The organism is Microbulbifer sp. SE14 (genome assembly GCF_059834885.1).
This window is the reverse complement of sequence record NZ_JCBAJA010000045.1, coordinates 1-12,244: the sequence shown is the minus strand read 5'-3', so window position 1 is coordinate 12,244 and position 12,244 is coordinate 1. Positions and strand designations below refer to the sequence as shown.

Genomic DNA, 12,244 nt, shown 5'->3' with positions numbered 1-12,244 from the left:
AGCGGCGGGGCGGCCTTCCGCCGCTCCTACAAGGCAGTTGAATTCGGCATCCGATATTAAAGTTTAGTATGACAAACCACTCACCGACAGCGCGCCGCATCGCCAAGACCATCCTCAACGGCTTCGACGCCTACTTCGCCGACTACCAGAACATCACCCTCGGTGCCAAGGCACGCTTCGAGCGGGCCGCCTGGCACGAGGTGCACCAGGCCAACAAGGAGCGCATCGACCTCTACAAGACCAAGGTCAACCAGGTGCTCAAGTTGGTACACTCGGTCACCAGCAAGGACACCACCATGCTGGAGCTATGGCGCGAGGCCCGCGCCACCTACGCACAACTGATCGCCAACCACAGCAACTATGAAATCGCCGAGACCTTCTTCAATTCGGTCTTCTGCAGCCAGTTCCAGCACGCCCATATCCACGACAGCAACCTCTTCGTCAAACCCTCGCGTACCCCGGACGACAAGCCGCTCAGGGATTACAGCATCTATATCAGCTACAGCGGCCGCGACGGCCTCGAATATATGATCGAGGACATACTGAACGACTACGGCTTTTCCGTGCCCTGGGAAAACCAGCAGCGGGATATCGAGAATATCTGCCGCGCCCTGCGCGCCGAACCCCTGGCCGGGCTGGAAAATGAAAAACAGTTGCGGGTGGACATGCTGGAGTCAGTCTTCTACCGCAACAAGGCCGCCTACCTGGTCGGGCGCATGATGTTCGGCGGCGAGGTGATCCCTCTGTTGCTGCCCTGCCTGAACAACGGCCGCGGTGGCATCTTCGTGGACACGGTGCTCTACAGCAACGACTCGGCCAGTATCATTTTCAGTTTCACCCGCTCCTATTTCATGGTGGACGCGCCGATTCCGTCGCGCTTCGTGCGCTTCCTCTCCACCATCATGCCGCTGAAAGAGCGCTCCGAACTGTACAACTCCATCGGCTTCCACAAGCACGGCAAGACGGAGTTCTACCGCCATGTCCTCGCGCATATGAAGGTGAGCAACGACAAGTTCATTATAGCGCCGGGGATCAAGGGCATGGTGATGAGCGTCTTCACCCTGCCCTCCTATCCGGTGGTGTTCAAGGTGATCAAGGACAGGTTCGACCGCCCGAAGACTGTCACTGAGGAAATCGTCAGGGAGAAATACAAGTTCGTGTCCCGCTCCGACCGGGTCGGGCGTATGGCGGACACCCAGGAATACACTAATTTTATTTTCTACCGCAACCGCTTCAGCGACGAGTTGCTGCAGGAACTGCAGGAGCTGGCGCCGTCCAAACTGCAGATGGACGACAAGTGGGTGATCATCAAGCACTTGTATGTAGAGCGTCGCATGGAGCCGTTGAACCTCTACCTGCAGAACGCCAGCGAGGAAGAGACCCGCGAGGCGATGGAGGAGTACGGCAACGCCATCAAGCAGCTGGCGGCGGCGAACATCTTCCCCGGCGATATGCTGCTGAAGAATTTCGGTGTCACCCGCCACGGCCGCGTGGTCTTCTACGACTACGACGAACTCTGCCCGCTGACCGACTGCAACTTCCGCAAGATCCCCGAGCCGCAGACCGCAGAGCAGGAGCTGTCGGACAGGCCCTGGTACACGGTGGACGAGATGGACGTGTTTCCCGAGGAATTCCGCCTCTTCTTCTCCGGCAACCCCACAGCACGCAAGGCCTTCGAGGACCAGCACAGCGACCTCTACGACTACCGCTACTGGCAGCGACTGCAGGAGCGCATCCGCGCCGGGCATATCGAGAGCGCCTTCCCCTACCGTCGCAAGTGGCGCTTCAAGCGGCGTTCCTCTGGCGCGGCAAAGCACTGATTAGCAGCTATAGTGGAAGAAGAGGTCCATCGGCGCGAGGTGTGGATAGTGCGTTTTATTGGCTTGGTGGCAGCTGTCGGCGCGCTTGCGCTGGCGTCTTGCGGCTACCTCCCCAGCGAGTTGAAGAAGCCCGGGGAGGACAAAACCCGCCCCCACGCCCGCGTTGTCGCCAAACAGCACACCGTCAGCTGCAAGACGCCTGCGCGGGGCTTCCGCCGGGTAAAGTTCGACGATCTCTACACCTTCACCGACGACGCCAAAGAGCCGTTTCGCGAGGCGGAAAATACACCGGCACAGTACGACGTCAGCGCCTACGTGTGGGGCTTCGACAACTGCATGCAGGCCGGCAGCTGCGAGGGCGGCGACCACTACTGGCTGATAGGCCGCGGTCCCGGCAACGATTTCACCACCTGGGTGGTCACACCCCAGTTCCCGCGCATCACCATCCAGTCTACCTGCCGCGAGCGGCTCAGGGTCGGGGAGCGCTACCGCTTTTCCTTCAGCCGCGGCAAGCTGGTCGGTTTCAGCCCTTGAAACAGAAGCTCAATCCAAATACCAGCACACTGCCTGATCCCCAAGCACGGGACAGATCGGGCATAGTGCACCCAGTCAGTCATGATGGAGGAAATTATGCGAGACGCTAAAGTATTTTTGATAGCGATTTCACTTGCATCAATCGCAAGCTGTGAAAACGGCGAGCTTCGAAACATACTCCCGGAGTTCAAGGAGGTCGACGGGCCTTCTGGTAATCGTGGTTATCTTGATTTCGCAAAATCAACTGCAGAAGTCGACCTGAAAGGCTGGGCAAATACTGAGGTTTACTTTCGCTATGCCACGTCGGAAGCCGCGATTAAAAGCGTAAATGCAGTCGAATTGAAAGACTTATGTCCGGGGGCCGGATCTGTTCGCGACTGCGAGGCCGTATTCCCCAACGCATGGACTGAAAAAAAGATCATATTTCCCGTCGGAACCACGATATTTTACCAATGGTTTATTGATTACAGGCTTCCCGAGGGAGACGATGTGGCAACCATTGAGAGCGAAGTAGGGTCCTTCTCCATAGTGACACCTCAGAGCTGTGTGTCGGGGTCCGACCTCCCGGGTGAACGATGCCCAGAAGGGCAACTGTGCGTCAGAGACTTTATCCGCACCGATCCAGAAACCACCCTTGCCCCGACGGTGTGCAGGATTCCCGCCCCGAATGAATGACGACTCCTTGCCCCGGGAGCTACCGGGAAAGCCTGGGCTCAGAAACCCCGACACTCGTTACCGAAGCGTCCACGAGCACCCAGGATTCGGTTCGAGCTACTGAAGTCAGGGTGCTGACCCGCCCCCTGCGGGCCGCTTTACCAAATACCGGTAGATCGCATCCTGCGCACGGCAGCCCTTGTCGGTATTGCTGGCGATACGCATGTTGCTCTGCGCCCCGTCCAGTACCCGCGCCTTCTGGTTGTCGCTCCACTGCAGCTCCATGATCTTTCTCACCGTCTTCTTGTGTTCCTCGTCGAGGATCGGGAAGGTTACTTCCACGCGGTGGTCCAGGTTGCGGGTCATCAGGTCCGCCGAGGACATCCACACCTGCTCGTCGCCGCCGTTGTGGAACATGTAGACCCGCGCGTGCTCCAGGTACTTGTCCACCAGGCTGATCACCTTGATATTGTCCGACAGCCCCGGCGTTTCACACACCAGCGCACACATGCTGCGCACTATGATGCGCACCTTCACCCCGGCAGCCCCCGCCCGGTACAGGCGCTCTATCACCTCGCTGTCCACCAGGTTGTTGCACTTGAAAAACAGTTCCGCATTTTCGCCGACCTTGGCCGCATTGATCTCGCGGTCTATGGCGCGCAACAGCGCCGGGCGGTTGGAATAGGGGGACACCGCAATGCGTTCATACACCGGGCGCTGGTGCGTGAACTGGATAAACTCAAACACGTTGTAGACATCCCGCCCCAACACCTGGTCGCTGGTGAGCAGGCTGAAATCGCAGTAGACGCGGGCGGTACTCTCGTTGAAGTTGCCAGTGCCCAGGTGGCTGTAGAATTTGTCCCCGTCATCTTCCTTGCGCAGGATGGAAATCAATTTGCAGTGCACCTTCAGGCCGGGCACGCCGTAGATGACCTGCACACCGGCGTCGCGCAGCTCGTTGGACCAGTGAATATTCGCCAGCTCGTCGAAGCGCGCCTGCAGCTCCACCACCGCGATCACCTTCTTGTTGTTGCGCACCGCGTTGACCAGCGCCGCCACCACGCGGGAATTCTTCGCCACCCGGTAGAGGTTGATGCGGATCTCCGACACCTGGGGGTCTATGGCCGCGGAAATCAACAGGTTCGTGATCGCGCGGAAGTCGTGGTAGGGGTAGTAGTAGAGCTGGTCGCGCCTGCACAGCAGGTTGAAGACGCTCTCGTTTTCCGGCAGCGTCTGCAGCGGGCTCAGGGGCTTGTAGCGGTGGCGCGCCGAATCGGCGGGGAAACCCATAAAGTCCTTGGAGTTGTGGTATCGGCCGCCCGGGGTGAAACTGTCGTAGCGCCCCATTTTCAGCTTTTTCTTCACCAGTTTCAGCAGTACTTCCGGCATCTGCGCGTCGTAGGCCAGCCGCACCGGCTCCGCCTGCTTGCGTTTCTTCAGGGACTTGGCCACTCGGTCGACGATATTCTGGGTGACGTGCTCCCCCAGCTCCAGTTCGGCGTCGCGGCTGATCTTGAACATGAAGGCCTCGGCCCGGGCGATCGGCAGCACATAGCGGAACACCTCCGCCAGGCAGGCGCGGATGATATTGTCGAGGACGATATAGACCTTCTCATGCCTGTCCTGGCGCGGCGGTATCACCACGAAGCGCGGCAGGGTATCGGTGGGAATTTCCATGGCCGCGAAGCGCTCGGAGCCGTCCGCAAGCCCCAGGTAGATCGCGAAGTAAATGCTCGCTTCGTTCAGCAGCGGCATCGTATCCCGGTCATCGATAAAGAAAGGCTCCAGTTCCGGCAGCACCTCGCGGTGGAAATAGTCCTCGACAAAGGCACGCTGCTTTTCGCACAGCTGGGTCTCGTTGACCAGGTGGATATGGTGCTTGTCCAGGTCCGACAGCACCTTGGTATAGGCGGCGTGGGAGCGGCGCTGCAGCCGCAGCACCTTCTCGTTGATGCTGGCGAGCAGTTCGGAGAACTGCTCCTTCTGCTCCGCGCCCTTGGCAAAGGTGGCCAGGCGGCGCACGTCCGCCACGCGCACGCGGTAGAACTCGTCCAGGTTGCTGGAGAAAATCCCCAGGAAGCGCACCCGCTCGATAATGGGCACCGTCTCGTCCTCCACTTCCTGCAGGACGCGCTCGTTGAAGGAAAGCCAGCTTAGCTCTTTCGGGTATAGGGGCGTATTATTGGACATGACCGACTGCTTGTGCGTCCGTGAGATCCCCCAGCGTGCGGGGCGACAGGGACTAATCGAATTAAATAGTAGAGCAGTTTGCTACATTCAGATGACAGTTTTTTGACAGGGAAACGGATGGAGCCCCCTTTGCCGCAACAGCCCGAACGCTACGCCGCCCTGGACCTGGGCTCCAACAGCTTCCACCTGCTGCTGGCGGAATTCCGCGACCAGCGCATGGTGCGCCTGCACACGGACAGGTCCATGGTGCGACTGGCCGAGGGCCTGGACGAGGCGCGCAACCTGGACCCGGCGGTGGCCCAGCGCGCGCTGGCCTCCCTGCAGCGCTTCCGCCCGGTGCTAATGGGCCTGCCCAGGGACCATATCCGCGTGGTCGGCACCAACACACTGCGCGCCGCCGCCAATGCGGACGGCTTCCTCGAGTCCGCCGAATCCATTCTCGGCGCGCCCATCGAGATCATTAGCGGCATCGAGGAGGCGCGGCTGATCTACAGCGGCGCCATGGCCGCCGCCGACGGCCCGCCGCGGCTGCGCTGTGTGGTCGACATCGGCGGCGGCTCCACCGAACTGGTGCGCGGGCGCGAGGTGCCCCACCAGTTGCAGAGCCTGTACATGGGCTGTGTGTCCTTCAGCAAACGCTTCTTCGCCGACGGCATCCTCTCCACCAACACCGTCAACCACTTTGAGCGCGCCCGCCGCGCCGCGCGCGCCGAGCTGCAGGAACTGCAGCACCTGGCGGAGAACGCCGAAGTCGTCGGCTGCTCCGGCACCGTCAAGGCAGTGGCGCGGGTGCTGAACGGCGGTGAACTGTCGGAAATCAGGCGCGGGGATATAGACAGGCTCGCGGAGCAGGTGGCCGGCGCCAAACATATCGCCGACCTGGACCTGCCCAACCTGGACGAGGAGCGGCGCCCGGTATTCGCCGCCGGCCTGGCGATACTGCACGCGGTTTTCTGCGAGCTGGATATCCAGAGCATGCAGGTCTCCCCCTACGCCATCCGCGAGGGCATAGTGCACGACCTGGCCGGGCGGCTGCACGGCGGCGATCGCCGCGCGGATACGGTGGCGGCGATGATGCAGCGCTGGCAGGTGGACGCGGCCCAGGCGCGACGTGTCGGGGACACGGCGCTGGACCTGCTGCATCAATTGCATCCAGAGAGCGCTATCGAGGAACAGCAGCGGCTGCGCTGGGCCGCACAGCTGCACGAAATCGGCCTCGCTCTTTCCCACAGCGACTTCCGCAAGCTCGGCGCCTATATGATCGAGCACGCGGACCTGGCGGGTTTCGCCAAAAACGAACAGGAAAACCTGGCCCACCTGCTGCGCAACCAGCGCGGCCGCATCAGGCCACCGCGGGAACACTACGGCTTCCACCCCAACCCGGCCCCACTGCTGTGCCTGCGTCTGGCCTGCATCCTGCACCGCGACCGCACCGACCGTGCCTCCAACGGACTCAAACTGAAAGCTCGCGACGACAGTTACCGGCTGCGTATCCCCCAGGAGTGGCTGGACCGGAATCCCGCCATCGAGGACCTCCTCTACCAGGAGGTGGAGCACTGGCAGTCACAGTTGCTCAAGCTGGAGCTCGATGCGATTTGAGCGGGCCTGCGGCCGGTGGATGCACCACGCCCATCCACCCTACAATGATTATTTATGAAACTCAGCGAAGTCACCCTCACCCACCACTACGCCGACCTGGGCGACGCCTTTGGCACCCGGATAGCCCCGTCGCCGTTCGAGCACCCCAAGCTGATTCACGTCAACACGGCGGTATTGCAACTGCTGGGTATCGATGCGAGCGAGGCGAACAACCCGGACTGGGCCCGATTCGGCTGCGGCAAGAAGCTGTTCAAGGGCAGCAAACCCTTCGCAATGAAGTACACCGGCCACCAGTTCGGCGTCTACAACCCGGACCTGGGCGACGGCCGCGCGCTGCTGCTGGGAGAGATCGAAAACGGCGGCAGGTGCTGGGAGTTGCACCTGAAGGGCGCCGGCAAGACCCCCTACTCCCGCTTCGGCGACGGCCGCGCGGTGCTGCGCTCGACCATACGCGAATACCTGGCCGGCGAGGCGCTGACCGGGCTGGGCATCAACAGCACCCGCGCCCTGTGCATCGTCGGCAGTGATGAGCCGGTGGTGCGGGAGAAAATCGAGAGCGGCGCCATGTTGATCCGCGTGGCCGAGAGCCATGTGCGCTTTGGTCACTTCGAGTACTTCTTCTACACCAAACAGCTGGAGGCGCTGCAGAAACTGATCGGCACCATCTGCCGGCGCTTCGTGCCCGGCACCGAGGGGATGTCCGTCAGCGAGCAGGCGGAGGCGCTGCTGCGTTTCACGACGCGCAAGAGCGCAGAACTGGTGGCCGGCTGGCAGTCGGTGGGCTTTGCCCACGGCGTATTGAACACCGACAATATGTCGATCATCGGCGACACCTTCGACTACGGCCCCTACGGCTTCCTCGACGACTACGAGCCCACCTTTATCTGCAACCACTCGGACCACACCGGCCGCTACGCCTTCGAACAGCAACCCGGCGTGGTGCTGTGGAACCTGAACGCCCTGGCCCACGCCTTCTCCGCCTTTGTCAGTACCGAGACGCTGCGCGACTGCCTGGAGGATTTCCAGCCGCGCCTGATCGACGAATACGCCGCGCTGATGCGCCGCAAGCTGGGACTTACAACCGAGGAGGACGGCGACCAGACGCTGTGCGCGGACCTGCTGAAGCTGCTCGACGAGACCCGCGCCGACTACACCCTCTTCTTCCGCGCCCTGGCCCACTACCGCGGCGAGCGCCCGCCGGCCGCACTGCAGGAACTGCTGCCGGCCGCCCAGCACGGGGTCCTGGAGCAGTGGCTGGACCGCTACGACCAGCGCCTGGCGCACGAAAACAGCGACTCCCGACGCCGCAACCGCGCCATGCTGGCCGCCAACCCCAAGTTCGTGCTGCGCAACTACCTGGCGCAGAAGGTGATAGACGCCGCCGAGGGCGGCGACTACCGGCCGCTGCAGACGATGCTGGAACTGCTGCAGAGCCCCTTCGACGAGCACCCGGACCACGAACCCTGGGCCGCGGCGCCACCGGAAACCGGCAAGCATATGCCGATCAGCTGCTCCTCCTGAGGAGTGTTGAGTGGTGAGTGGTCGGTGGTCGTAAGGCCACGGGGCTCCTCAACACCAACCACTGATCACTGACCACTCCCCAGGGCTACACTGGAATAAGATTCCCTGCATTCCCGGTGACCTGGTGTATTATTCCGGTCACATTCCAAAAAGGGGTAAACGAGATGATGAGAAACCTGCTGATGGCGGCCTGCTGCCTGCTGTTCGCGCTGCAGGCCAGCGCCCAGGATGTGCTGGGCAAGTGGCAGACCATTGACGACGAGACCGGCCAGCCGAAGTCCATCGTCGAGATCTACCAGAAGGACGGCAAATACTACGGCCGCGTGGTGGACCTGCTGATGAAGCCGGACGACACTGTCTGCGACAAGTGCCCCGGCGCGCGCAAGGGCCAGAGGATCGTCGGCATGGACATCATCACCGGCATGGTGAAGAGCGGCGATGTCTACGAGGGCGGCCAGATACTGGACCCCACCAAGGGCAAGATCTACGACTGCAAGTTCTGGCTCGAGGGGAATCAGCTGAAGGTGCGGGGCTACCTGGGGTTCTTCTACCGGACCCAGACCTGGCAGAGAGTGCAGTGATTCCCGGTACGCCAGCGGGCAACCACAAGGTTCGTTCCAGCCGCTCCAGGTATTCGCGGCGCCTTCGGCCCCTACGGATCGGGTTTCGTGCGTGAAGGCTGGCTTGTAGGGGCGAACCTCGTGCTCGCCCGACCGCGGCCGCAATCAGGCCGCGGACGCTGATTCCCGCCCCGGATTCGCCAGCAAGAACACCAGCGGCACCGCCGCCAGGTTGATCCACATCAGCAGCTGGAAATCGTTCACATAGGCGATCTCCGCCGCCTGCCGCGACAGCTCTTCGACGATATTCAGCGGCAATGCCCCCATTTCTCCGGTACCCGGCAAGGTGCCGACCGGGGCCGACGGCAACTGCAGTCGCTCCCCCAACTGCTGCTGGTTGATCCACAGGTTGCGCGTCAGCACCGCCATTACGATGGATACGCCGATACTGCTGCCCAGGTTGCGGGACAGGCTGAACAGCGCCGTGGCCTCGCCGCGCAGATTTGCCGGCAGTGTCGCGTAGGCCAGGGTGGAAATCGGCACGAACACCAGCCCCAGCCCCACACCCTGCAGTATGCCGGTCCACACCAGCGCGCTGCGGCTCACCTGCAGGTTGAAACCGGCCATCAGGTGCAGGGACAGGCTGACCAGCAGCATGCCGACAAAGATCAGCGCGCGGCCGTCGAAATAGCGCAGCAGCCGGCCGACCACGAGCATCGCCAGCATCACCCCCAGGCCGCGGGGCATCAACACCAGGCCGGTGGTCACCACCGGGTAGCCCTTCCACTGCTGCAGGTAGGAGGGCAGCAGCGCCATGGTCGCCAGCAGGATAATGCCGACCACGAAGATGAACACCAGGCCCGACACATAGTTGCGGTCGCGGAACAGCCCCGGGGACAGGAAGGGGGTCCTGGTCGTCAGCGAATGCACCACGAACAGGTAGAGCCCCAGCACCGAGGCAATCGCATACAGCTGGATTTCCAGGGACTCGAACCAGTGCACCTGCTCGCCGCGGTCCAGCAGCATCTGCAGCGCGCCCACTGCCAGCGCCAGCAGGCCGAAGCCCAGGGCGTCGAAGCGCGGCTTTCTGGTCTCGCCCTCGGGCAGATAGAGATAGATACCGATCAGCGACAAAATGCCGAACGGCAGGTTGATATAGAAGACCCAGCGCCAGGAATAGTACTCGGTCAGCCAGCCGCCCAGGGTCGGCCCCAGGATGGGGCCGATCATCACCCCCACGCCCCACAGGCCCATGGCCGAGGCGTGCTTCTCGCGGGGGTAGGTATCCAGCAGTGTGGCCTGGGACAACGGCACCAGGGCGGCGCCGAAGACGCCCTGCATCAGGCGCCAGAAGATCATCTCGTTCAGGCTGCCGGCCTGGCCGCACAGCATCGAGGTGATGGTGAAGCCGGCCACCGACCAGAGGAACAGCCTGCGGCGCCCGAAGCGCTGGGACAGGTAGCCCACCGGCAGGGTCATGATCGCCGCGGCGACGATATAGGAGGTCAGTACCCAGGTGATCTGGTCGCTGCCGGCGCCGAGGCTGCCCTGCATATGGGGCAGGGCCACGTTGGCGATGGTGGTGTCCAGCACCTGGATGATCGTGGCCAGCATGATGCTGGCCGTGATCATCTGCCGGCGCCCGTCGGTCATAGGGACTGCCGTCATGCCACCGGCGCTCACGGCGCCAGGACTACGCGGCCGCCGTCGCCGCCGGTCGCGCGCGCGGCCACCAGCTTGTCGTCCTCGCTGGTGTCGATGCGCACCTTCGCGCTCATACCCGCGCGCAGCACCGGCGCCTCCCTGGCCAGGTAGAGGCGCAGGCGCACCGGCACCCGCTGCACCACCTTGACCCAGTTGCCGCTGGCATTCTGCGGCGGTATCAGCGCGAACTCACTGCCGCTGGCGGGACTGAGGCTGTCCACCTGCGCCTGCCAGGTGAAATCCGGGTAGGCGTCCAGCGTCACCTCGGCCTGCTGGCCGGCGCGCACCCTGGCCAGCTCCGTCTCCTTCAGGTTGGCCTCGACCCAGAGGCCGTCGGCGCCGAGCATGCTGATCACGCTGATACCGGCCGGGGCCATCTCGCCGGGTTGCGGTACGGCATTGGCGACGACGCCGGCCACCGGCGCGACGATGCGGGTGCGCGACAGCTGGTAGCGGGCCTTGTCCAGCTGCGCCTGGGCCACCTTCAGGTCCGCCTGTTCCTCCAGAGGAATCTCCGGGTTGCCGCCCAGCTCCGCGCGCAGGCTGGAGAGTTTCTCGATATTGATCGCTATCTGCGCCCGCGCCCGCTCCAGCAGTTGGCGGGATTCGTCCAGCTGCGCCTCCGACAGGGCCACCTTGCCCAGTTTCTCGTTGCGGGACAGCTGGCGGCGGTAGAAGTCCGCATCCTTGTGCGCCTGCTCCACGGCGGCTTCGGCTTCCGCATAGTCGGCGCGGCGCGCCAGCAGGTCGTTCCGGACCTGCCCCAGGTGCGCCTCCGCCTCGGCCACCGCCAGCTCGAAGGGCGTCGGGTCCAGCTGCACCAGCAGTTGGCCCTGTTCCACCGGCTGGTTGGCCCTGACCATCACCTGGGCCACCACGCCGCTGACCTCAGGCGCCAGGGAGATCTTGTCCGCCTTGATATAGGCGTTTTCGGTCTCCACGCTGCTGCCGCCGCCGAACAGGCACCAGCCGGCCACTGCCAGGGCGGCGACAATGCCCGCAGCGAAGCCCAGGCGGCGCGCCGGCAGCTTTCTGAATTTTTTCCCCAATTGATCCTTCACGTCGTCCCCCATTACCTCAGGCCTCCTCACGTGTCAGGTTCTCCCGCAGCCGCTCCAACAGCCCCTGCAGTTGCCCCACTTCCGCCATCGAAAAGCCGGCCAGCGCCTGGCTGCGGGTCTGCTGCGCCAGGCCGCGCAGTACCTCCAGGGCCGGTTCGGCAGCGTCGGTGAGATAGATGCGGAAACAGCGCCGGTCCCCCGGATCCGGGCGGCGCTCCACCAGTCCCTCCTGCTGCAGGTTGTCCAGCTGCCGCGCCAGGCTGATCGGGGCCACGTCCATACGCTCCGCCAGCTCCGCCTGCTTCTGCCCCTGCTCCCGCGCCAGGTGCCACAGCACCTGCCAGCGCGAACGGCTGAGCCCGTGGGCCTTGGCGCGGCGGTCGAAGTTGCGCCGCAACAGGCGCGCGGCGCTGTGCAGCTCGAAGCTCATCTGAGCGGCGTTGTCTTTCGTGGACATGATTTGTCTGGAATGGCCCCCGTATTGAGGGCGCGTATTATAAGGATGCTTATGATCTGATTTTTGTTGCGGGCGAAGGGGTACAGGACCTGTACAATAAACGACCGCCCGAGCGAGTTTATAACTTAGTTACGCTTGGGAGAC

10 protein-coding genes are annotated in these 12,244 nt (G+C 63.1%); 6 read left to right on the top strand and 4 right to left on the bottom strand.

Annotated features, from left to right (window positions below):
• The first annotated feature begins 68 nt into the window (after window positions 1–68).
• From aceK to AC6R19_RS21535, 3 genes are all read left to right on the top strand, one after another.
• Window positions 69–1,820 (top strand): bifunctional isocitrate dehydrogenase kinase/phosphatase, encoded by a 1,752-nt coding sequence (gene aceK / locus AC6R19_RS21545; RefSeq protein ID WP_500581945.1) that lies wholly within the window; start codon window positions 69–71, stop codon window positions 1,818–1,820.
• A gap of 12 nt (window positions 1,821–1,832) precedes the next feature.
• Window positions 1,833–2,354: a hypothetical protein gene (locus AC6R19_RS21540; protein WP_500581944.1), complete on the top strand. Its 522-nt coding sequence runs from the start codon at window positions 1,833–1,835 to the stop codon at window positions 2,352–2,354.
• Window positions 2,355–2,450: 96 nt separating this feature from the next.
• Entirely contained in the window at window positions 2,451–3,029 is a 579-nt protein-coding gene (locus AC6R19_RS21535) for a hypothetical protein (protein ID WP_500581943.1), read from the top strand.
• Between the two features lie 105 nt (window positions 3,030–3,134).
• Here AC6R19_RS21535 and ppk1 read toward each other — a convergent pair whose 3' ends face one another.
• A complete protein-coding gene (gene ppk1, locus AC6R19_RS21530; RefSeq protein WP_500581942.1) occupies window positions 3,135–5,198 on the bottom strand; it encodes a polyphosphate kinase 1 in 2,064 nt (687 codons plus the stop codon).
• Window positions 5,199–5,327: 129 nt separating this feature from the next.
• Here ppk1 and AC6R19_RS21525 point away from each other — a divergent pair, with 129 nt between their 5' ends.
• The 3 genes from AC6R19_RS21525 to AC6R19_RS21515 all read left to right on the top strand — a co-directional run bounded on the left by AC6R19_RS21525 (window position 5,328) and on the right by AC6R19_RS21515 (window position 8,899).
• Window positions 5,328–6,797 (top strand): Ppx/GppA phosphatase family protein, encoded by a 1,470-nt coding sequence (locus AC6R19_RS21525; RefSeq protein WP_500581941.1) that lies wholly within the window; start codon window positions 5,328–5,330, stop codon window positions 6,795–6,797.
• A 54-nt stretch (window positions 6,798–6,851) separates the two neighbouring features.
• Complete coding sequence (locus AC6R19_RS21520) at window positions 6,852–8,318, top strand: protein adenylyltransferase SelO (protein ID WP_500581940.1); 1,467 nt, start codon at window positions 6,852–6,854, stop codon at window positions 8,316–8,318.
• A gap of 164 nt (window positions 8,319–8,482) precedes the next feature.
• On the top strand, window positions 8,483–8,899 hold the full coding sequence (locus AC6R19_RS21515; RefSeq protein ID WP_500581939.1) for a DUF2147 domain-containing protein: 417 nt from the start codon (window positions 8,483–8,485) through the stop codon (window positions 8,897–8,899).
• A gap of 144 nt (window positions 8,900–9,043) precedes the next feature.
• Here AC6R19_RS21515 and AC6R19_RS21510 read toward each other — a convergent pair whose 3' ends face one another.
• Genes AC6R19_RS21510 through AC6R19_RS21500 form a run of 3 tightly spaced genes read right to left on the bottom strand, consistent with a single transcriptional unit; the run spans window position 9,044 to window position 12,100 of the window.
• The gene (locus AC6R19_RS21510) at window positions 9,044–10,531 is read right to left on the bottom strand and encodes a DHA2 family efflux MFS transporter permease subunit (RefSeq protein WP_500581938.1); all 1,488 of its coding nucleotides are present in this window, start codon (window positions 10,529–10,531) and stop codon (window positions 9,044–9,046) included.
• Between the two features lie 26 nt (window positions 10,532–10,557).
• The gene (locus tag AC6R19_RS21505) at window positions 10,558–11,655 is read right to left on the bottom strand and encodes an HlyD family secretion protein (RefSeq protein WP_500581937.1); all 1,098 of its coding nucleotides are present in this window, start codon (window positions 11,653–11,655) and stop codon (window positions 10,558–10,560) included.
• 4 nt (window positions 11,656–11,659) lie between these two features.
• Window positions 11,660–12,100, bottom strand: coding sequence for a MarR family winged helix-turn-helix transcriptional regulator (locus AC6R19_RS21500; protein ID WP_500581936.1), 441 nt, complete (start codon window positions 12,098–12,100; stop codon window positions 11,660–11,662).
• Window positions 12,101–12,244: the final 144 nt, after the last annotated feature.

What these genes read in the sequence shown, in the direction of transcription:
- aceK (WP_500581945.1), top strand. Translation starts at nt 69, where the DNA reads ATGACAAACCACTCACCGACAGCGCGCCGCATCGCCAAGACCATCCTC.
- AC6R19_RS21535 (WP_500581943.1), top strand. Translation starts at nt 2,451, where the DNA reads ATGCGAGACGCTAAAGTATTTTTGATAGCGATTTCACTTGCATCAATC.
- ppk1 (WP_500581942.1), bottom strand. Translation starts at nt 5,198, where the DNA reads ATGTCCAATAATACGCCCCTATACCCGAAAGAGCTAAGCTGGCTTTCC.
- AC6R19_RS21520 (WP_500581940.1), top strand. Translation starts at nt 6,852, where the DNA reads ATGAAACTCAGCGAAGTCACCCTCACCCACCACTACGCCGACCTGGGC.
- AC6R19_RS21515 (WP_500581939.1), top strand. Translation starts at nt 8,483, where the DNA reads ATGATGAGAAACCTGCTGATGGCGGCCTGCTGCCTGCTGTTCGCGCTG.
- AC6R19_RS21510 (WP_500581938.1), bottom strand. Translation starts at nt 10,531, where the DNA reads ATGACCGACGGGCGCCGGCAGATGATCACGGCCAGCATCATGCTGGCC.
- AC6R19_RS21505 (WP_500581937.1), bottom strand. Translation starts at nt 11,655, where the DNA reads ATGGGGGACGACGTGAAGGATCAATTGGGGAAAAAATTCAGAAAGCTG.
- AC6R19_RS21500 (WP_500581936.1), bottom strand. Translation starts at nt 12,100, where the DNA reads ATGTCCACGAAAGACAACGCCGCTCAGATGAGCTTCGAGCTGCACAGC.